Source organism: Telluria aromaticivorans, from assembly GCF_013003915.1.
Lineage (GTDB): Bacteria > Pseudomonadota > Gammaproteobacteria > Burkholderiales > Burkholderiaceae_D > Telluria > Telluria aromaticivorans.
Map to the genome: position 1 here is coordinate 281,842 of NZ_JABAIV010000002.1, position 20,819 is coordinate 302,660.

The 20,819-nt window shown below is 63.7% G+C and carries 20 protein-coding genes and 1 tRNA gene; 19 read left to right on the forward strand and 2 right to left on the reverse strand.

Going from position 1 to position 20,819, the window contains the following annotated elements; all coding sequences use genetic code 11:
* Positions 1 to 729: 729 nt before the first annotated feature.
* The 14 genes from HGB41_RS06720 to HGB41_RS06785 all read left to right on the forward strand — a co-directional run bounded on the left by HGB41_RS06720 (position 730) and on the right by HGB41_RS06785 (position 15,627).
* On the forward strand, positions 730 to 1,392 hold the full coding sequence (locus tag HGB41_RS06720; protein WP_171082493.1) for an energy transducer TonB: 663 nt from the start codon (positions 730 to 732) through the stop codon (positions 1,390 to 1,392).
* A gap of 84 nt (positions 1,393 to 1,476) precedes the next feature.
* Positions 1,477 to 2,418 (forward strand): MotA/TolQ/ExbB proton channel family protein, encoded by a 942-nt coding sequence (locus tag HGB41_RS06725; RefSeq protein WP_212760864.1) that lies wholly within the window; start codon positions 1,477 to 1,479, stop codon positions 2,416 to 2,418.
* A gap of 3 nt (positions 2,419 to 2,421) precedes the next feature.
* Entirely contained in the window at positions 2,422 to 2,850 is a 429-nt protein-coding gene (locus HGB41_RS06730) for an ExbD/TolR family protein (protein ID WP_171082495.1), read from the forward strand.
* A gap of 78 nt (positions 2,851 to 2,928) precedes the next feature.
* Positions 2,929 to 3,360, forward strand: a complete 432-nt coding sequence (locus HGB41_RS06735; RefSeq protein ID WP_212760865.1) for an ExbD/TolR family protein — start codon at positions 2,929 to 2,931, stop codon at positions 3,358 to 3,360.
* Between the two features lie 68 nt (positions 3,361 to 3,428).
* Positions 3,429 to 4,655 (forward strand): tetratricopeptide repeat protein, encoded by a 1,227-nt coding sequence (locus HGB41_RS06740; protein ID WP_171082498.1) that lies wholly within the window; start codon positions 3,429 to 3,431, stop codon positions 4,653 to 4,655.
* 352 nt (positions 4,656 to 5,007) lie between these two features.
* On the forward strand, positions 5,008 to 5,979 hold the full coding sequence (locus HGB41_RS06745) for a bifunctional riboflavin kinase/FAD synthetase (RefSeq protein WP_171082500.1): 972 nt from the start codon (positions 5,008 to 5,010) through the stop codon (positions 5,977 to 5,979).
* Between the two features lie 73 nt (positions 5,980 to 6,052).
* Positions 6,053 to 8,944, forward strand: coding sequence for an isoleucine--tRNA ligase (gene ileS / locus HGB41_RS06750; protein ID WP_171082502.1), 2,892 nt, complete (start codon positions 6,053 to 6,055; stop codon positions 8,942 to 8,944).
* 77 nt (positions 8,945 to 9,021) lie between these two features.
* Positions 9,022 to 9,549: a signal peptidase II gene (gene lspA, locus HGB41_RS06755; RefSeq protein ID WP_171082504.1), complete on the forward strand. Its 528-nt coding sequence runs from the start codon at positions 9,022 to 9,024 to the stop codon at positions 9,547 to 9,549.
* A gap of 33 nt (positions 9,550 to 9,582) precedes the next feature.
* Positions 9,583 to 10,803 carry a bifunctional phosphopantothenoylcysteine decarboxylase/phosphopantothenate--cysteine ligase CoaBC gene (gene coaBC, locus HGB41_RS06760; RefSeq protein WP_171083459.1) on the forward strand — a complete coding sequence of 407 codons (1,221 nt, stop codon included), beginning with the start codon at positions 9,583 to 9,585 and terminating at the stop codon, positions 10,801 to 10,803.
* Between the two features lie 17 nt (positions 10,804 to 10,820).
* Entirely contained in the window at positions 10,821 to 11,270 is a 450-nt protein-coding gene (gene dut / locus HGB41_RS06765) for a dUTP diphosphatase (RefSeq protein ID WP_171082506.1), read from the forward strand.
* A gap of 145 nt (positions 11,271 to 11,415) precedes the next feature.
* Entirely contained in the window at positions 11,416 to 12,498 is a 1,083-nt protein-coding gene (locus tag HGB41_RS06770) for a M48 family metallopeptidase (RefSeq protein WP_171082508.1), read from the forward strand.
* Between the two features lie 228 nt (positions 12,499 to 12,726).
* Complete coding sequence (locus tag HGB41_RS06775; RefSeq protein WP_171082511.1) at positions 12,727 to 13,740, forward strand: XdhC family protein; 1,014 nt, start codon at positions 12,727 to 12,729, stop codon at positions 13,738 to 13,740.
* A gap of 91 nt (positions 13,741 to 13,831) precedes the next feature.
* Complete coding sequence (locus HGB41_RS06780; RefSeq protein ID WP_229422861.1) at positions 13,832 to 14,740, forward strand: DMT family transporter; 909 nt, start codon at positions 13,832 to 13,834, stop codon at positions 14,738 to 14,740.
* Positions 14,740 to 15,627 carry a DNA-3-methyladenine glycosylase family protein gene (locus HGB41_RS06785; protein ID WP_171082513.1) on the forward strand — a complete coding sequence of 296 codons (888 nt, stop codon included), beginning with the start codon at positions 14,740 to 14,742 and terminating at the stop codon, positions 15,625 to 15,627. The genes HGB41_RS06780 and HGB41_RS06785 overlap by 1 nt, the downstream gene beginning before the upstream one ends.
* Before the next feature lie 46 nt (positions 15,628 to 15,673).
* Here HGB41_RS06785 and HGB41_RS06790 read toward each other — a convergent pair whose 3' ends face one another.
* Together HGB41_RS06790 and HGB41_RS06795 are read right to left on the reverse strand one after the other, a co-directional pair.
* Complete coding sequence (locus HGB41_RS06790; RefSeq protein WP_171082515.1) at positions 15,674 to 16,087, reverse strand: T6SS immunity protein Tdi1 domain-containing protein; 414 nt, start codon at positions 16,085 to 16,087, stop codon at positions 15,674 to 15,676.
* A 185-nt stretch (positions 16,088 to 16,272) separates the two neighbouring features.
* Positions 16,273 to 16,349 (reverse strand) — tRNA-Met (locus HGB41_RS06795).
* Positions 16,350 to 16,525: 176 nt separating this feature from the next.
* Between HGB41_RS06795 and HGB41_RS06800 the strand changes: the two genes are divergently transcribed.
* The 5 genes from HGB41_RS06800 to HGB41_RS06820 all read left to right on the forward strand — a co-directional run bounded on the left by HGB41_RS06800 (position 16,526) and on the right by HGB41_RS06820 (position 20,808).
* Positions 16,526 to 17,107, forward strand: a complete 582-nt coding sequence (locus HGB41_RS06800) for an NUDIX hydrolase (RefSeq protein WP_171082516.1) — start codon at positions 16,526 to 16,528, stop codon at positions 17,105 to 17,107.
* Between the two features lie 15 nt (positions 17,108 to 17,122).
* Entirely contained in the window at positions 17,123 to 17,860 is a 738-nt protein-coding gene (aat, locus tag HGB41_RS06805) for a leucyl/phenylalanyl-tRNA--protein transferase (protein WP_171082518.1), read from the forward strand.
* Between the two features lie 59 nt (positions 17,861 to 17,919).
* On the forward strand, positions 17,920 to 18,648 hold the full coding sequence (locus tag HGB41_RS06810) for an arginyltransferase (RefSeq protein WP_171082520.1): 729 nt from the start codon (positions 17,920 to 17,922) through the stop codon (positions 18,646 to 18,648).
* Between the two features lie 72 nt (positions 18,649 to 18,720).
* Positions 18,721 to 19,749, forward strand: coding sequence for a quinone-dependent dihydroorotate dehydrogenase (locus tag HGB41_RS06815; RefSeq protein ID WP_171082522.1), 1,029 nt, complete (start codon positions 18,721 to 18,723; stop codon positions 19,747 to 19,749).
* Between the two features lie 12 nt (positions 19,750 to 19,761).
* Positions 19,762 to 20,808 carry an aldo/keto reductase gene (locus HGB41_RS06820; RefSeq protein WP_171082524.1) on the forward strand — a complete coding sequence of 349 codons (1,047 nt, stop codon included), beginning with the start codon at positions 19,762 to 19,764 and terminating at the stop codon, positions 20,806 to 20,808.
* The last annotated feature ends 11 nt before the right edge of the window (positions 20,809 to 20,819 follow it).

Consider the following 20,819-nt stretch of genomic DNA (forward strand, 5'->3'; position numbering starts at 1 on the left):
AAGGTGCACTTGCGTGTTAGAAACCGTACTTACCGGTCAAGGTGCGTATCCAATTGCCGGTAGATACCGTTGCCCATTACACTTTTTTCCTCGGCATCCCCGGCTGGGTTGCCATCCCATCCCCACCCCGGCCTCCAGCTCCCCGCAAGTTTTTTTGCGCGTCAGTGCGCTAACACACTGTTCAAACCGCTCGGACTCATGTAGTTTTGCTATGCAGACGTCGCGATGGTGGAGCCAAATGCTTATTATTCGCACAACTGAAGCATATCAAGACGCGTTTCACCCATCACTTTCATTTATGGGTTATACGAGAAAGCGTGCGGTTTTTGGCAGGTCAACAGTACGCACGGGTTTCATAAAACTGGCTATAGTTTGCAGAAAGATCACAAATTGATCATATGAAATTTGCCAGATGCCGCTTTGGGCATGAAAAATTTGGTAAAACCGGCATTCCTGCCTGACGATCCACACCTGGAGGACAACCGCGACAAACAATTACAAATCATCCTTGCTTTCTGGACCACAAACACTCTGGCGCCAGGCACATATAGATGAGCTTGTTTGCCTGTTTTTACAGGCAGATAGGACTCTTTTGGGGATGCAAAAATGTATGCCCAAAAAAGAATTCGTAGGTATAATTCTTTGATGTCCCGCAAGCGGCCCTAGATTTTTGTCGTGTTGAGTGGGTTTAGTGGCAACAAAAAAGAGTTGGTATTGGAGAAAGATGGCATGAATTTTACGCATGAGAAGAACCCGGGAAAGAATTTCACAGGTCTCGCCATTGTCATCCTGTTGCACGTACTGGTAGCTTGGGCTGTAGTCAATGGCCTGGGCACCCGGATCGTTAACAAGGTAACCGAGGCTGTGGAAACGAAACTGATCGAAGAGGTGAAGCCGCCGCCACCGCCGGACACGCCGCCACCGCCGCCACCGCCGGAAATGAAGGCTCCGCCGCCGCCATTCATCCCGCCGGTCGAAGTGCAGGTGCAAACGCCTCCGCCGCCGCAGAATGCGATCACGACGGCAACTAACACGCCGCCGCCGACCACCTCGCTGGCACCGCCCGCACCACCAGCTCCGCCGGCACCACCGGCAGCAGGGCCACGTGGTCCGAGCCGTACCGAAGCAGTGGCCGACTTCAACACTTGCGCACGCCCGGAATACCCGCGTTCGTCGCAGCGTAACGAAGAGACCGGTACCACGACCCTGCAGTTCCTGATTGGTGCTGATGGTCGCGTGATGGATTCCAAACTGCAGAAGTCGAGTGGCTTCCGCGACCTGGACCGAGCCGCACAGTCGGCTCTGAGCAAATGCCGATTCAAGCCGGCCATGGTTGATGGCCAGCCGCAACAGGCGTGGACAGCGGTGCAGTACGTCTGGACGCTGGAATAAAACCGAGACAGAACACCGTCTCAACTCTTGATTTTCGTTGTTATAAGTTCAGCGAACTGTCTATTTTATATATTTGGAGGAAGCATGTTTAAGAATACCCGTTTGTCCGCTATGCTGGCGGCTGTCCTGTTCTCGGTAACGGCAGCATCGGCCCTGGTCTCCGCACCAGCCTTCGCTGACGCTCCTGCCGCAGGCGCCACCGCTCCGGCGGCTGACGCGGCTGCTCCGGCGGTCGACGCAGCTGCAGCACCAGCAGCCGACGCTGCCGATGCTGCTGCTGCTCCTGCTGGCGACGCAGCTGCTCCGGCTGCTGCCGGCAGCACCGAAGAAGTCCACAACCCATACGGCATCGGCGCCATGTGGGAAGAAGGCGACTTCGTCAACAAAGGCACCATCATCATCCTGGCCCTGATGTCGATCGGTTCGTGGTACATCATCATCACCAAGCTGATCGACCAGCAGAAGATCATGCGCCAGTCGAAGGAAGCTTCGGCCAAGTTCTGGAAAGCTCCATCGATCGCTGCCGGTTCGGCATCGCTGAAAGAAGGCTCGCCATTCCGCTTCATCGCTGAAACCGGCACCAAGGCTACCCAGCACCACGACGGCGCCCTGCTCGAGCAGATCGACCTGTCGACCTGGGTCACCATGCAGATCCAGCGCGCAGTGGACCGCGTCCAGTCGCGCCTGCAAGATGGCCTGTCGTTCCTGGCAACCGTCGGTTCGACCTCGCCGTTCATCGGCCTGTTCGGTACCGTCTGGGGCATCTACAACGCGCTGACCGCCATCGGTATGTCGGGTAACGCGTCGATCGACAAAGTCGCAGGCCCAGTGGGTGAAGCACTGATCATGACCGCATTCGGTCTGTTCGTTGCAGTTCCTGCGGTCCTGGGTTACAACTGGCTGGTGCGTCGTAACAAGTCGGTCATGGAAGACGTCCGTTCGTTCTCGGCTGACGTGCACTCGGTCCTGATCTCGGGCGCCATGTCGACCTCGAACGCAGCGACCGGCGCCAAGAAGGCTGGTTAAGTCATGTCGATGAGTGTCGGCTCCGATTCCGGAGATGAAGATGCCGTGATGTCAGAGATCAACACGACGCCGCTAGTCGACATCATGTTGGTTCTCCTGATCATCTTCCTGATCACCAGCCCGGTGGTTCTGAACCTGCAGAAGGTCGCCCTTCCGTCGGAAGCGAACCAGGTCACCAAGACCAAGCCGGAGGACGTCAACATCACCATCAATAAAGATGGCGAGATGTACTACAACCAGACGCGCATCGCGAATACGGACGAGCTGTTCAAGTTCCTCGCGGAGCAGTCGGTGAAGCAGCCGCAGCCGGCGGTGAAAGTTCGTGGCGACCAGCAAAGCCGCTATGAAGCCATCGGCCGGGTCATCTACACGGCTCAGCGTGCTGGGATTCAGAAGGTCGGTTTCGTGATCGAACCGCCTGACAAGGGCTAATACCCTGTCCGCGATATCAAGGCTCCACTGGAATCTTGATATCGCGTCCGTTGCCCCAACATTTGAAAAGGAAACACCATGAGCATGAACGTGGGTTCGGGCTCCGCACAAGGAGCCGATCCGGAACCGATGATGGAAATGAACATGACGCCGCTGATTGACGTCCTGCTCGTTCTGATCATCATGATGATTATCACGATTCCGAAGCAAAACCACTCGGTCAACCTGAACATGCCGGTCGGTACCCCGCCGCCATCGAATGTGAAGCCAGTGGTAGTAACGATCGACGTGGACTTCGACGGCACCATCCTCTGGGACGGTGAAGTCATTCCAGATCGCCCAGCCCTTGAAGCGAAGATGAACAGCGTCGCTGCAATGCCTGACCAGCCGGAAGTGCACCTGCGTCCGAACAAGCTGGTCGAGTACAAGGTGGTTGCCGGTGTCATGGCAACGGCCCAGCGTCTCGGCGTCACCAAGATCGGCATGGTCGGTAACGAGCAGTTCCAGTAATCGACACATGTATGACCAACACGGCAGGGTTTCCCTGCCGTGTCCATTTTGAAGAAGGATGTTTTCCGATGATTAAATTCCGTCTCGCACACCTTGGCCTCGCACTGGCCGCCCTCGGTTTCACCGCTGCCGTGCCGGTCGTTGGCCTGGCCCCTGTGCATGCCGCGGTCCTGCGCGCCGAAATCGGCAAGCCGATCCAGCAAGCCCAATCGCTGATGAAGCAAGGCAACCACAAGGGTGCCCTGGCAGCCCTGCGCGACGCGGACAAAGCGGCCAAGGACGACAACGAACGCTTCCTGATCGAGCGCGTACGCGCCTCGGCGGCCTCGTCTGCCGGCGACTGGAGCACCGCTGCCACCTCGTTCGAAAAGCTGCTCGATTCGGGCAAGCTGAACGCCGGCGAGCGCTCGCAGTTCTCGGAAGGCCTGGTCGGCATCTACATGCGCGCCGGCGACCTGAACAAGGCGAACGCCACCATCCAGAAGCTGCTCAAGAACGGCAACGATCCAAAGCTGCGCGCCTACCTGATGCAGAACTACTACAAGCAGGGTAATGTTGCCGCGCTCGAGCAGGAACTGCGCAATGCTGAAAAGAGCGGCCGCCTGAGCGAAGACGAACTCGGCATGCTGGCGAACATCCAGCTGAAGAAGAACGACAAGGCCGGCTACGTCAACACCATCGAAAAGCTGGCCTCGAACTACCCGAAGGCCCAGTACTGGACCGACCTGCTGAACCGCGTGCAGGGCAAGCCAGGCTTCTCGAGCAGCCGCCTGGCAGTCGACATCTACCGCCTGAAGCTGGCCAACAACCTGCTGAAGAAGCCGAGCGAATACATGGAAATGGCCCAGCTCGTCCTGCAGGCCAAGGCTCCGGCTGAAGCACTGAAGGTGATCGACAAGGGCTACAAGGCCGGCGCCCTGGGCACCGGCACCGACGCTCCTCGCCACCAGCGCCTGAAGGAACTGGCCGAGAAGAACCTGGCTGAGCAGAACAAGAACGTCGCTGCCCTGGAAGCCGAATATGTGGCCGCCAAGGACAACGACGCGCTGGTCGGCCTCGGTTATTCGCTGGTCCAGGCTGGCCAGGCCGACAAGGGCCTGAAGATGATGGAGAGCGCGATCAAGGCCGGTGGCCTGCGCTACGCTGACGAAGCCAAACTGCGCTTGGGCGAAGCCTATGCCGCAGCCGGCAAGAAGCAGCAAGCCATCAACACCCTGAAATCGGTGGGCGGCAAGGAAGGCACTGCCGACCTCGCCCGCTACTGGATCATGGCAATCAACCGCCCGATCGCTTAATCGGGCAGCAGTCATGAAACGCCGCCTGTTCGCAGGCGGCGTTTTTTTTGCTCGGGCCTTGGCCTGCGGCGTGTGCGCTGCCGGGATCCGTAGCGCGGGCAGGGCTGTTGAGTCCAGTGGACTCAACAGCGCCCGCGCGTTCAAATCACGATTGCGTTCACGCGCCACGGCAAATTACACGGACGTTGAACGCGCGGGGTGATCTGATCCAGTGGACCAGATCACGAGCCGCCCACCCTACGAGTGCAAGACCAACAGCAGTGACGCCGCCCCACGTTGCTGTGCAACATCCGAGTTACCGTATAATCAGCATTTCGCGCCGGAGCGGCCGGCTGCGCAACTGGAACCATTGATGAAGGTATTTCGCGGACTTCCCAACGACAGGGCGCGCGCACCCTGCGCCCTAACGATCGGTAACTTTGACGGTGTCCACCGCGGCCACCAGGCATTGTTGGCCCACGTGCGCGGCGCCGCCGCGACGCTGGGGATCGAAGCCGCCGTCATGACCTTCGAACCGCACCCGCGCGAATACTTTGCGCAGCGCGCAAACGACCTCTCCAAAGCCCCCGCTCGAATCGCCAACCTGCGCGACAAGCTCAGCGACCTGGCCGACTCCGGCATCGACCGCGTCATCGTCGAACACTTCAACGAACACTTCGCCGCCCAGGCGCCGCAGGACTTCGTCAAGCGCGTGCTGGTCGACGGCCTGCATGTGAAATGGCTGATGGTCGGCGACGACTTCCGCTACGGCGCCCGGCGCGCAGGCGATATCGCCATGCTCGAGGCGGCCGGCCGCGAATTCGGCTTCCAGGTCGAAACATTGAAAGCCGTGCTGCACGGCGAGCGCCGCATTTCATCCTCGGCCGTGCGCGAAGCGCTGGCCGCGGGCGACTTCGGCGCCACGCAAGAATTGCTGGGCCACCCCTACACCATGTCGGGCCACGTGATCCACGGCCAGAAGCTCGGCCGCACGCTCGGTTTCCCTACCCTGAACCTGCGCGTCGCGCACCGCCCTGCCCTGTGCGGCATTTTCGTGGTGCAGGTGCATGGCCTGGCCGACGGGCCCTTGCCGGCCGTCGCCAGCCTCGGCGTGCGCCCCACCGTCGAGGACGCCGGCCGCATGCTGCTCGAAGTCCACGTCTTCGACTACCAGGCCTCCGCCTACGGCAAGCTGGTGCGGGTGGAATTCCTCGCCAAGCTGCGCGACGAAGAAAAATACATCGACCTGCCCACCCTCACCGCCGCGATCGATCGCGACGCCGTGCAGGCGCGCGCCTGGTTCGCACACCGCAACGGCGCGCTGACCGCGACCGACCGAATTTGACGCCGCCTGGAACCCTCGAGCGCTGTCCGCGGCCCCGCCGCGACCTGACCTGAATCCCCTAGAGAAGAACCCTATGTCCGATACCAAACCTGTCCAGAATGCCGCGCCGAAAAGTGCGAAGAAGCCAGAGAGCAAATACCCGGTCAATATGACCGACACCCCGTTCCCGATGCGCGGCGACCTCGCCAAGCGCGAGCCGGGCTGGGTCAAGCAATGGCAGGAAAAAAAGCTTTACCACCGCATCCGCAAGGCATCCGCCGGCCGTCCGACATTCATCCTGCACGACGGTCCTCCGTATGCGAACGGCGACATCCACCTCGGCCACGCGGTCAACAAGATCCTGAAGGACATGGTGGTGAAATCGCGCACCATGGCCGGTTTCGACGCGCCCTATGTACCGGGTTGGGATTGCCACGGCATGCCGATCGAGATCCAGATCGAAAAACTGTACGGCAAGAACCTGCCGACCGCCGAAGTGCTGCAGAAGGCCCGCGCCTATGCGCTCGAGCAGATCGACCGCCAGCGCGCCGGCTTCATCCGCCTGGGCGTGCTCGGCGAGTGGGAAAACCCGTACATGACCATGGCCTACGGTAACGAAGCCGACGAACTGCGCGCGCTGGGCAAGCTGCTGGAAAAAGGCTATGTGTACCGCGGCCTGAAACCGGTCAACTGGTGCTTCGACTGCGGCTCGGCCCTGGCCGAAGCGGAAGTCGAATACCAGGACAAGCGCGACCCGGCGATCGACGTCGGCTTCCCGTTCGCGGAGCCGGAAAAAGTCGCCGCCGCCTTCGGCCTGGCCGAGCTGCCGACCGCCAACGGCTTCATCGTGATCTGGACCACCACCCCGTGGACCATCCCGTCGAACCAGGCCCTGAACGTCAATCCGGAAGTGACTTATTCGCTGGTGCAGACCGAGCGCGACGGCCTGCCGCTGCTGCTGATCCTGGCCTCCGACCTGGCCGAGTCGGTGCTGGCACGCTACAAGTTCGAAGGCACCACCATCGCCACCACACTCGGCGAAAAACTCGGCGGCCTGCAGTTCAAGCACCCGATGTATGCGGCCGATCCGTTCTATGACCGCAACTCGCCGGTCTACCTGGCCGACTACGTCACCACCGAAAGCGGCACCGGCGTGGTCCACTCGGCGCCGGCCTACGGCATCGAAGACTTCCAGTCGTGCAAGGCGCACGGCATGAAGGACGACGACATCCTCAAGCCTGTGATGGGCGATGGCCGCTTCGCCTTGAGCCTGCCGCTGTTCGGCGGCATGACGATCTGGGAAGCCTCCAAGCCGATCTGCGCCGCGCTGACGGATGCCGGCGCCCTGTTCGAACTGAAGATGTTCGACCACAGCTACATGCACTGCTGGCGCCACAAGACCCCGATCGTCTACCGCGCGACGTCCCAGTGGTTCGCCGGCATGGACACCATCCCGAAGGACGGCAGCAAGAGCCTGCGCGAGACCGCGCTTGCTGGCATCGCCGAGACCAAATTCTTCCCCGAGTGGGGCCAGGCGCGCCTGCACGGCATGATCGAGAACCGTCCGGACTGGACCCTGTCGCGCCAGCGCCAGTGGGGCGTCCCGATGGCCTTCTTCATCCACAAGGAAACCGGCGACCTGCACCCGCGCACCCCGGAACTGCTGGAGCAGGTGGCCAAGCTGATCGAAGCAAACGGCATCGATGCCTGGCAGAGCCTCGACCCTGCCTCCCTGCTGGGCGACGACGCCCACCACTACGAAAAGAACAAGGACACGCTGGACGTGTGGTTCGACTCGGGCGCGACGCACCAGACCGTGCTGCGCGGCTCGCACGCCGAACAATCCGCCTTCCCGGCCGACCTGTACCTGGAAGGCTCCGACCAGCACCGCGGCTGGTTCCATTCGTCGCTGCTGACCTCGTCGATGCTCAATGGCCGCCCGCCCTACAAGGCGCTGCTGACCCACGGCTTCACGGTGGACGAGCATGGCAAGAAGATGTCGAAGTCGCTCGGTAACACGCTGGCGCCGCAGAAGATCTCGGATACCCTCGGCGCCGACATCCTGCGCCTGTGGGTCGCTTCGACCGACTATACCGGCGAGCTGTCGATCAGCGAAGAGATCCTCAAGCGCGTGACCGAATCCTACCGCCGCATCCGCAACACGCTGCGCTTCCTGCTGGCCAATACCTCGGACTTCGATCCAAGCAAGCATGCCGTGCCGGTGGCCGACATGCTCGAGATCGACCGCTATGCGATCGCCGCAATGGCAGCACTGCAGAAGGACATCGGCGCGCACTTCGAGCGCTACGAATTCCATCCGGTGGTGTCGCGCCTGCAGAACTACTGCTCGGAAGACCTGGGCGGCTTCTACCTCGACATCCTGAAGGACCGCCTGTACACCACCGGCATCGACTCAAAGGCGCGCCGTTCGGCCCAGACCGCCCTGTGGCATATCGCCCAGTCGCTGCTGCGCGTGATGGCGCCGATCCTGTCGTTCACCGCCGAGGAAGCCTGGGCCGTGTTCGCCGACAGCCAAGCCTATGCAGACAGCGATGAAACCATCTTCACCCAGACCCAGTGGACCTTCCCCGAGTTGGCGGACGGCGAAGCGCTGCTGGCCAAGTACGCGGCGCTGCGCGACGTGCGTACCGACGTCACCAAGCAGCTGGAAGAAGTGCGCGCTTCCGGCGCCATCGGCTCCTCGCTGCAGGCGGAGCTGAGCATCAAGGCTGCCGGCGACAAGTACGCGCTGCTAGCGAGCCTGGACGATGACCTGAAGTTCGTCTTCATCACCTCGCAGGCCAGCGTCGAGCAGGTGGCCGATGCCGCCAACGAAGCGGTGGCCGTGACACCGTCGGAGGCAGCCAAGTGCGAGCGCTGCTGGCACTACCGCCGCGACGTTGGCCACGACCACGAGCGTGCGGGCCTGTGCGGCCGCTGTACCAGCAACCTGTTCGGCAGCGGCGAGCAGCGCCGGTTCGCATAACAGAACCCCAGTCCCCTCGCGGGGTCCACCGCCATGCCGTTCTTGAGAACGGCATGGCGGGTATCGACACATTCATCATGGCTACCAAAAAGAAAACCGCACCCCTGGGCGCCAAGCCCGTCTACAAGAGTTCGGCCAGCCTGCTGCCGTGGTTCGGCATCGCCCTGGTCATCGTCCTGCTCGACCAAGTCACCAAGCTCACCGTCGAACGCAGCTTCGCCTACGGCGAAACGCTGCCGATCACCGGCTTCTTTAACCTGATCAAGGTGTACAACCCAGGCGCGGCGTTCAGCTTCCTGGGCGATGCCGGCGGCTGGCAACGCTATTTCTTCACCGGCATCGCGGTTGTCGCCGTCGGCTTCATGCTCTACCTGATGAAGAAGCATTCCAGCCAGCGCCTGTTCTGCTTCGCGCTGGCCCTGATCATGGGCGGCGCCATCGGCAACGTGATCGACCGCCTGGCCTATGGCCACGTGATCGACTTCCTCGATTTCTACTGGAAGGGCGTCGGCCACTTCCCGGCGTTTAACATCGCCGACATCGGCATTTCGATCGGCGCCGTCCTGTTCATCATGGATGAACTGCGCCGCGTGAACAAATCGTGATGCGCAAATCCTGATTCTGGAGGCAGCATGAACATGGACCTCAGGGGCAAGAAGATCGTCCTCGGCCTGACCGGCGGGGTGGCCTGCTACAAGGCGGCGGAACTATGCCGCGCCCTGGTCAAGCAGGGCGCCAGCGTGCAGGTGGTGATGAGCGAAGCAGCCACCCACTTCATCGGCGCGGTGACCATGCAGGCGCTGTCCGGCCAGCCGGTCTTCACCGACCAGTGGGACCCACGCATGGCCAACAACATGGCCCACATCGACCTGACCCGCAACGCGGACGCGGTGCTGGTGGCGCCCTGCTCGGCCGACTTCATGCGCAAACTGGCGCATGGGGCCTGCGACGACCTGCTCTCGACCCTGTGCGTGGCGCGCCCGCGCCATGTGCCGCTCCTGGTAGCACCGGCCATGAACGTCGAGATGTGGGAAAACCCGGCGACCCAGCGCAACGTCGCGCAGTTGCGCGAGGACGGCGTCGAGCTGTTCGGCCCAGCAGCGGGCTCGCAGGCCTGCGGCGAAACGGGCCTGGGGCGCATGCTCGAGGCTGAGGAACTGGTCGAGGAACTGATCGCTTCCTTCCAGCACAAGGTGCTCGCGGGCCGGCGCGTGCTGATCACGGCCGGACCGACGTTCGAGCCAATCGACCCGGTGCGCGGCATCACCAATCTCTCGTCCGGCAAGATGGGCTACGCGGTGGCGCGCGCCGCGCGCGAAGCCGGCGCCGAGGTCACGCTGGTGTCCGGCCCTACCGCCCTGCCGACCCCGCACGGGGTGCGCCGCATCGACGTGCTCACCGCGCAGCAGATGCACGATGCGGTCATGGCCGGCGTCGAGGGACAGCATGTCTTCATCGGCGTGGCGGCGGTGGCCGACTGGCGCGTGGCGAATGCGAGCGGCCAGAAAATGAAGAAAACAGACGATGGCGCCGCACCGCAGCTGGAATTCGTGCAGAACGCCGACATCCTGGCGTCGGTTGCCGCCACCACCTCTCTGTCGGGCTGGCCCTATTGCGTGGGCTTTGCCGCCGAATCCGAGAACCTGGTGGAATTCGGCGCGGCCAAGCGCCTGAAAAAAGGTATTCCCCTGCTGGTGGGCAATATCGGTCCCCAGACCTTCGGGCAGGATGAGAACACGATCATCCTGTTCGACGACAGCGGCCACACCCTGCTGGAGCGCGCCGACAAGCTCACGCTGGCGCGCCAGCTGGTATCCGAAATCGCGAAGCGCCTGGAACGGCGATCGCTGCTGACCTGAACCAACACAAGAAGAACATGAAGAACATCGACCTGAAGATCCTCGACCCGCGCATGAAGGAGCTGCTCCCAAGCTACGGCACGCCCGGCAGCGCGGGCCTCGACCTGCGCGCCTGCGTCGACGCGCCGCTCACGATCGAGCCCGGCCAGACCGTGCTGGTGCCGACCGGCCTGGCCATCCACATCGGCGATCCGGGCTATGCCGCCATGATCCTGCCACGCAGTGGACTCGGCCATAAGAACGGCATCGTTCTCGGCAATCTGGTAGGCTTGATCGACTCCGATTACCAGGGACAGCTGATGGTCTCGACCTGGAACCGCAGCCATACGACCTTCACGCTGCAGCCGATGGACCGGCTTGCCCAGCTCGTGATCGTGCCGGTGCTGCAGGTAGGCTTCAACGTGGTAGACGAGTTCGCATCCAGCGAACGGGGCGCCGGAGGATTCGGCAGCACCGGCAAACAGTAGGGAGTTCGAAAAACCGTCGCGAGCGGCAGCAACCCGGCCCGAGAAGCGCAGCTGTACGAAAGTTCAGTGAGCATCGCAGGCCTGGAGTGCAAGGCGCAGCAGGTTTGTCGACGCTTCCGATAACAAGAATAATTTGAGGAGGACCATGAACCGCATCCATCGCCTGCGCCAGGCTGCGCTGGGCGTCACACTCGCCGCATTGCTGTCGGCCTGCGCCACGCAAGGCCCAATGCAACCGGGGCAACCCCGTCCCACCGCTCCCGGCGAACCGGCCGCCCCGCAAGTGACTCCGGAAATGACGGCGGCAGCCGACACGCTGACGAAAATGGCGGCGCTGCAGGACCGCCTGTACAAGGTCGCGGCTCCGCTCCTCATCGACAATGCGGAACTGTGCACGCGCCATGCGCGCAACCTGCTCGGCTTCACCGCCAAGAACCGCTACACCTATCCTGGCCAGTACAACGAAGCCGCGCACCTGGTGCTCGGCATGGGCGAGCGCCTGCGCGTGACCAATGTGCTGGCCGGCAGCGGCGCTGCCAAGGCCGGCCTGCGCCAAGGCGACGAACTGCTGGCCGCCGGCGGCACGCCGCTGCCGCCCGGCCCGAATGCGCTGACCCAGGCAGGCGCCGTGTTCCGCCCGATCGTGGCCAAGCAGGCCTCGCTGCCGCTGACGATCGAGCGCAATGGCAAGCCGCGTGACCTGACCGTCCCGGTCACGCGCGCCTGCGCCTTCGGCATCGAACTGGGCAACGCGGACAACGTCAACGCCTACGCCGACGGCCAGCGCGTCATGCTCACGCGCGGCATGATGGGCTTTACCCAGAGCGACGACGAGCTGGCCTATGTGATCGCACGCACGATGGCGCACAACATGCTGGGCCACGCGGCCACGCAGCGCAATGCGGCCACCATCGGCGGCATCATCGAGAACCTCACGAACATCTCGCCGGACACCTCGATGCTGATCGGCAGCGGCGGCATCAAGGCCATGCCGGCTGCGCTCGACGCGGCCGCCGACCGGCTGGCGGTCTACCTGCTGGCGCGCGCCGACTACCGCATCGACGGCGTGGCGACGTTCTGGAAGCGCTTCCTCGGCACCTATCCGGCATCGGTCCTGAATGGCCACACGGCCAACCACCCGTCGATGGCACAGCGTATCGCCGCCATCGACAAGGCGGTGGCCGAGGTCAAGGCCAAGAAGTCGGCCAAGCAGCCGCTGACGCCGTAGGGAGTGCAGTTGTAGCGTGGGCGGGGTAATTTCGGGCGATGCCCGGAATTACAAACGCCCACGCGGTGATAGCGAACGCTTCAGCAGCCGCACGGGCAGTGCCACCGTGATTTGACCGCGTGGGCGGGAGGCCCGCCCACGCTACATATGCCCTCTTCGGCAGACCACTCCCATTTTTTGTATCATGGTCCATCTCCACCACTTGTGCCGTGCACACGGCCGGCATTCATGGACAGCATCGACCTCGACGTACTGAAGACCTGCGACGCCTGGCTGGCCTCTGGGCACCGCTGCCAGCTGGTCACGGTCATCAAGACCTGGGGATCGAGCCCGCGCCCGATCGGCGCCACTCTCGGTATCCGCGACGACGGCACAGTGGTCGGTTCGGTGTCCGGCGGCTGCATCGAGGACGACCTGATCGACCGGGTGCGCAACAAGGGCATCGAACTGGCGCGTCCCGAGATCGTCAGCTACGGCATCAGCGCCGACGAGGCGCACCGCTTCGGCCTGCCCTGCGGCGGCACCATCGAGCTGGCCATCGAGCCTTTATCCAGCGACAGCCGCATCCGTGAACTCCTGGGGCGCCTGCTCGAGGGCGAACTGGTCGAACGGCGCGTGAACCTGGACACCGGCGCGGTCACGTTGGAGCGCGCCGCGGCCAGCGCCATCCAGCGCGTCGAGGACGGCGTACTGGCTACCATCCACGGCCCTCGCTGGCGTTTGTTCATCATCGGCGCCGGGCCGCTGTCGCGCTTCCTGGCCCAGGTGGCAAGCGGCATGGATTACCGCGTGACCGTCTGCGACCCGCGCGAGGAATACCGCAGCGGCTGGAACCTGCCCGGCGTGGAGCTGGTGCACGCCATGCCCGACGATCTCGTGATCGAGGCGCGGCTGGATGCACGCAGCGCCGTGGTCGCCCTCACCCACGATCCCAAGCTGGATGACCTGGCGCTGATGGAGGCGCTCAAGTCCGACGCTTTCTACGTCGGTGCGATCGGCTCGCGTCTGAACAACGAGAAGCGGCGCGAACGCCTCAAGCTGTTCGACCTCGACGACGCCCAGTTGGCGCGCCTGCACGGGCCGGTCGGCATCTACATCGGCAGCAAGACGCCAAGCGAGATCGCGATATCGATCATGGCGCAGATGACCGCCGTGAAGAACGGCGTGCCGGCGGATTTGCTGGTACCGCATGCGGCGGCACCGGCGCCACCGACGACCGCCGCCTGCGCGCGCGACACCTGAATGCCCTTGCAAACAATTTGAATGCAATAAACGGATGGCGCAACGGTGGGCGCGCCGCCATAATCGCAGCTTCGCCCCGAACCTTCCTTCCATGAACACCGTCAACATGCTGCGCCTCGTGGCGCTGGCCGCCATCTGGGGCGGTTCCTTCCTTTTCATGCGCATCGCGGCACCCGTGCTCGGGCCTGCGGTTCTGATCGAATACCGGGTCCTGTTCGCGGCCCTGTTCCTGGCCGGCGTCGCCTGGTTCATGCGCTTGCGCGGCAAGGGCGCGCCGCTCGAGCTGCGCCAGCACTGGAAGCATTACCTGATCCTGGGCTTCTTCAACTCCGCCCTGCCCTTCCTGCTGTTCGCCTTTGCCGCGCGCACGCTGTCGGCCTCGGTGCTGTCGGTGCTGAACGCGACCGCGCCGATGTGGGGCGCCCTGGTTGGCGTGGTCTGGGCGCGCCAGTCGCTGGGCGGACGGGCGGCGCTTGGCCTGCTGCTGGGCACCGCGGGCGTGGCGCTGCTGGTCGGCTTCGACCACGTCTCGGAGCGCCCGGGCGCCTTTGTCGCCATCGGCGCCGCGCTGGTGGCGGCCTTCAGCTACAGCATCGCCAGCCAGTACGCCAAGTCGGCCAAGGCCGTGGCGCCCTTCGCGAATGCGCACGGCTCGATGTGGGCCGCGACGCTGTGCACCATCCCGGCGCTGGCCTTCTTCCCGCCGCCGGGCGAACCGACGGTCGGCATCATGGCTGCCGTGCTGGCGCTGGGCGTGGTCTGCAGCGGGATCGCCTACATCCTCTACTTCAAGCTGATTGAGGAAGTCGGCACCACGTCGGCGCTGACGGTGACCTTCCTGAACCCGATGTTCGGCATCTTGTGGGGCGCACTGTTCCTGCATGAGGTGATCGGCTGGCATACCCTGGTGGGTTCGGCCATCGTGCTGGCCGGTACGGCGCTGGTGACCGGCTTCCGGCCCTCCTTCCTGCGCACGCCCGGCGCCGTGCAGAGCAAGTGATGGGAGCGCAGCGCGACATCGCCCTGCCCCCTGGGTACCGCATCCAGGACGTGCTTGCCTTCCACAGCCGCGATGCCGAAGGGGTCGCGGAACAGGTGGGGCCGCAAGGCTTGCGCAAGGGTGTGCTGCTGGATGGCGTGCCGGTCGTGCTGGAGGTGACTTTCGACGCCGGTGCCGCGCGCTGCACGGTCGATGCCGATGGCGGGCTGACGCCGGCGCTGCTGGCACGTGCGAATGAAGCACTGCTGAATATCCTCGGCCTGCGCATCGACCCCGCCGCGTTCGCTGCCTTCGTGCGCAACGACCCGCTGCTCGCGCCGCTGGTGGCGCGCCAGCCGGGCCTGCGCATCGTCCAGTCGGCAACTGTGTTCGAAGCCCTGACCTGGGCCATCATCGGCCAACAGATCAACCTGCCGTTTGCGATCTCGCTGCGGCGCAGCTTCATCCAGGTGGCCGGACGCCCGCACACGAGCGGCCTGTGGTGCTATCCGGAAGCGCAGGACGTGGCGAGCCTTGCCTTGGAGGACCTGACTAGCCGCAAGTTCTCGCGCTCGAAAGCCGAGACCCTGCTGCGGCTGGCCCAACTCGTCAGTGACGGCGCCGTCGTGCTCGACCGCGAGCGGCCGGTTGCGGAGGTGATGCAGGAACTGCTGGCGATCAAAGGCATCGGCCCCTGGACCGTGAACTACGCGCTGCTGCGCGGCTATGGCTATCCCGATTGTTCATTGCATGGCGACGTGGCGATCCGCACCGCCTTCCACCGCTTGCTGGGTGGCGATGAACGTCCGGATATACCGGCGACGGAGCGCCTGCTGGAACCCTATGCGCCGCACCGCACGATGGCGGCTGCCTACCTGTGGGCCAGCCTCAGCGATGCAGGCAATTAAGCCAGGTAATCAAGCCGGTCGCACCAGCCCGGCAGGCTTCGTATCATTAGTTCCATCGCGGCAGTACATCGAACTGCTGCGCGCCCTCCCCTGAAAAACGTATCAGCTCAGGTAAGGGAACCGTAGCAAGATTGTCGCGTCCGTAATGGCCCCCGAGGGCACTCGGGATCCGGAGGCAATACTTGCGGTCGTCGGTGAGCGGTCCCAGCGTCGCTTCGGCAAGGTGCACGACTTCCGGCATATACCAGTCGTTCAGGAAATCCTGGTTATAGGACAGCGCATCGAGCGCGTCGCGGCTGTCGGCCAGCGGTTCGCAGCACAGGTCTTGCGGCCGCAGGCGCCAGTAGCGCCCCTCGTCGTCGCGGATGATGAGATTGCCGAATGCATTGGCCCCGAGGACCTCGACGGCGGTCAAGCCAACCCAGCCCCAGGCCTCGTTGATGTCGTCTACGTTGATCATGCTGTTGTCTGCCCTTTAGCGTCATCGACCGGGATGGCACCGGCCGTCAGGTGTTCGACTGGGCTGGGCAGGCAAGATTGCGGGCACACGCCCGGGGTTTGACCTGCGTCGCAAGAGTGGAAAGAAGCATGGGGAAAGACCAAAGAAAAAGCCGCCGACTCTTGCGAATCAGCGGCTTTTGAATTTGGTTGCGGGGACAGGATTTGAACCTGTGACCTTCGGGTTATGAGCCCGACGAGCTGCCAGACTGCTCCACCCCGCGGAATGAATTATACGCCGGCCGACCGGATTACGCAAATGCAATTCCTTAAAAGACTGAATTTGCAGTACAAGCCCGCTCCGGCCACCGGCGGCGACACAGTGCGCCGGGCTGCGCGGCACCTCATGCACGCGGGATTTCAGTGTAAAGTAAGCACAATTCCACACTCCCGACGCCCTATGAAATTCTGTTCCGAGTGCGCCCACCCGGTTGCCCTGGCCATCCCCGAAGGCGACAACCGGCCGCGCTATGTCTGCCCGCAGTGCCAGGCCATCCACTACCAGAATCCCAAGCTGGTGATCGGCACGCTTCCCGTCTGGGAACAGGATGGCAAGCTGCAAGTGTTGCTGTGCAAGCGCGCGATCGAACCGCGCTATGGCTACTGGACCTTGCCGGCGGGCTTCATGGAGAACGAGGAAACGACCGAGCAGGCCGCCATCCGCGAGACCGAAGAAGAAGCCGGCGCCGACATCGAACTCGGCAAGCTGTTCACCCTGCTGAACGTGGCCCACGTCCACCAGGTGCATTTGTTCTACCTGGCGCGCCTGCGCAGCCTCGACTTTGCTCCGGGCGAGGAAAGCCTCGAGGTGCAGATGTTCACGCAAGACGAGATCCCCTGGGACGACCTGGCCTTCCCGACGGTGCGCAACACGCTTGAACTGTTCTTCGCCGACCGCGTCAAAATTCGCGAGGGCGGCAGCTACGGATTCCATAGCCGGGACATCGTGCGCCCGATGCTGGCCCCCCGCGAACCCGATTGACCCATTGAAGGCCGCATGATCCCCTGGCTCGAGCCGACTTCGCCGTTTCCCGACGTGTCCGAGGCATTGACCATGGACGCGCCGGGCCTGCTCGCGGCCGGCGCCGACCTGTCGCCGCAGCGCCTGCTGCTGGCCTACCAGAACGGCATCTTCCCCTGGTTCTCGGAAGGCCAGCCCATCCTCTGGTGGAGCACCGACCCGCGCATGGTGCTGCATACCGACCGCTTCAAGGTGAGCGACAGCCTCAAGAAAACGCTGCGCCGCATCGAGCGCAGCCGCACTGAGACCGCGGGTGGCGACGAGCCCCGCTGGGATGTCCGCTTCGACAGCGCCTTCGAGGACGTGATGCGCGCCTGCGCCGAGCCGCGCCGGGATGGGCCGGGCACCTGGATTTCCGAAGACATCATCGACGGCTATACCGGCCTGCACGCCATGGGCTATGCCCATTCGTCCGAAGTCTGGCTCGATGGCGAACTGGTGGGGGGAGCCTATGGCGTCTGCATCGGCCGCATGTTCTACGGCGAATCGATGTTCGCGCGCGTGCCGGATGCCTCCAAGGTGGCGCTCGCTTACCTGGTCGCCTTCCTGCGCAAGCATGGCGTGCGCATGATCGACTGCCAGCAGGAGACCGGCCACCTGGCTTCGCTGGGTGCGGCGCCGATCCCACGCAGCGCCTTCCTCGCGCACCTGCGCGAAGCCATTCGTGAGCCCGCCATCCCGCGCTGGGAGGTAGCGGCACCGTTGACTCCTTAACGGTTGCACGGCCCCGAATTCGCTAAAATAGGTGCACCACGTCGTCCCGAGAGCTTTGCATGACGCACCTAAATGACCTGCCCTTCGCCACGCTGCAGTTCTATACGACGGCGCCCTATCCGTGCAGCTATCTCGATGCACGGCAGGCTCGTTCGCAGGTCGCGACGCCTTCGCACCTCATCAACGCCGACGTGTATTCCGAACTGGTGCGCAACGGCTTTCGCCGCAGCGGCATCTTCACCTACCGCCCTTACTGCGACGGCTGCCAGGCCTGCATCCCGGTGCGTGTGAAATGCGACGACTTCACGCCCAACCGCACCCAGCGCCGCGCCTGGAAGCGCCATGGCGACCTGGTTGCCATGGTGGCCAACCTGGCCTTCTCGGACGAGCATTACGCGCTCTACTTGCGCTACCAGACCACCCGCCACGTCGGCGGCGGCATGGACCAGGACAGCCGCGACCAGTACGCCCAGTTCCTGCTGCAAAGCCGCGTCAACACCCGCCTGGTCGAGTTCCGCGAACCGGACGGCACCCTGCGCATGGTGTCGATCATCGACGTGCTGTCCGACGGCCTGTCCTCGGTCTACACCTTCTTCGACCCGGACCTGCCGGGCGCCTCCTTCGGCACCTATAACGTGATGTGGCAAGTGAACCAGGCGCGCGAACTCGGCCTGCAGTATGTCTACCTGGGCTACTGGATCGAGCAGAGCCCCAAGATGGCCTACAAGATCAATTTCCGGCCGCTGGAGGCGCGCATCAGCGGCGAATGGGGCGTGCTCGACCGCTGAGGGCAAGACCGCCTTCTCCGCGCGTCTGCGCGCCCCGGGTAAAATAGCGGGAGTCACATTCTTGAGTCCCCCATGTCCCTGTACACCCTCGCCCGCCCGCTCCTTTTCTCACTCGATGCCGAGACCGCCCACCACCTGACCCTGCCGCTGCTGCGCAGCGCCGCTTCGCTCGGCCTGACCAAGCTCGCCGGCAAGCCCGCGCCAGACCCGCGCACGGTCATGGGGATCAGCTTCCCGAACCCGGTCGGCCTCGCCGCCGGCCTGGACAAGGATGGCGCCTATATCGACGGCCTCGCCTCGCTCGGTTTCGGCTCGATCGAAATCGGCACCGTGACCCCGCGCGGCCAGGCCGGCAACCCGAAGCCGCGCATCTTCCGCCTGCCGCAGGCCCAGGGCATCATCAACCGCATGGGTTTCAATAACGGCGGCGTGGATGCCTTCGTGGCCAATGTGCAGGCTTCCCGCTTCTACCAGGACAAGCAGGGCGTACTCGGCCTGAACATCGGCAAGAACGCCGACACCCCGATTGAGCGCGCGGCCGACGATTACCTGCACTGCCTGCGCAAGGTCTACCCTTACGCCAGCTACGTGACGGTGAACATCTCCTCGCCGAATACCAAGAACCTGCGCCAGCTGCAGGGAGAATCCGAGCTCGATTCCCTGCTGGCGCAGTTGAAGGAAGAACAGTTGCGCCTGGCCGACCAGCACAAGCGCTATGTGCCGGTAACGCTGAAGATCGCACCCGACATCGACGGCGACCAGGTCCGCAACATCGCCGGTGCCCTGCTGCGCCACAAGATCGACGGCGTCATCGCCACCAACACCACGCTCAGCCGCACTGCAGTGCAAGGCATGCAGCATGGCGAGGAGACCGGCGGCCTGTCGGGCGCGCCGGTGTTCGAGTTGTCGAACACCGTGATCCGCTTGCTGAAGGCGGAGCTGGGCGACGCGCTGCCGATCATCGGCGTGGGCGGCATCATGCGCGGCGAGGATGCGCGCGCCAAGATCGCCGCCGGCGCCCAGCTGGTGCAGCTCTACAGCGGTTTGATCTACGGCGGCCCGGCGCTGGTGCGCGAGTGCGCCGCCGCACTGCGCCGTTAAACAAGGAAGCCCATGGACCGCAGGCAGCTGGGACAAAGCGAGTTGATGGTGTCGAAGGCCTGCCTCGGCAGCATGACCTTCGGCGAGCAGAATCTTGAAACCGAGGCGCACAGCCAGCTCGACTACGCGCTCGAGCGCGGCATCAATTTCATCGACACCGCCGAGATGTACCCGGTGATGGCGCGCGCCGAGACGCAAGGCGTGACCGAGCGCTTCATCGGCAGCTGGCTCAAGAAAACCGGCCGCCGCAGCGAGGTGGTGCTGGCCACCAAGATCGCCGGGCCGAACACCAACATGCCGTGGATCCGCGGCGCCCGCCACAACCTCGACGCCACGAATATCCGCACGGCCGTCGAAGACAGCCTGCGCCGCCTGAACACCGATTACATCGACCTCTACCAGGTCCATTGGCCGAGCCGCAATTTGCCGATCTTCGGCGCCAACAGTTTTAATCCCAAGGCCGAACGGGCCGCCGTGCCGATCGAGGACACGTTGGAAGCGCTGGGCGAGATGGTCAAGGCAGGCACGATCCGCCACATCGGCATTTCGAACGAAAGCGCCTGGGGCGTGTGCGAGTACGTCAAGCAGGCGGAGGCGCGTGGGCTGCCGCGCATCGCGACGGTGCAGAACCTGTACAACCTGACGGCGCGTGCGTTCGAGACCAGTTTGATGGACGAGGCCTGCTACCGCGAAGGGGTGAGTTTGCTGGCTTACAGCCCGCTGGCGTTCGGGCAGCTCACGGCTAAATACCTGGACGATCCGCAAGCGCGCGGGCGGCTGACGATCTTCCCGCCGAACTGGAGCCCGCGTTATGTGCGGCCTGGCGTGCTGGCTGCGACTGCGGAGTATGCAGCGCTGGCGCGTTCACACGGATTGAAACCGTCGCAGATGGCGCTGGCGTGGTGTTATTCACGCTGGTTCGTGGGGTCGACGATAATCGGGGCCACGAATCTGGAACAGCTGAAGGAGAACATCGATGCGGCGGACGTGGTGCTGCCGGCGGAGGTGGTGGAGGGAATTGAGGGGATTCATGCGAGGTACACGAATCCGGGGCAGTGAGGGGCTGATTG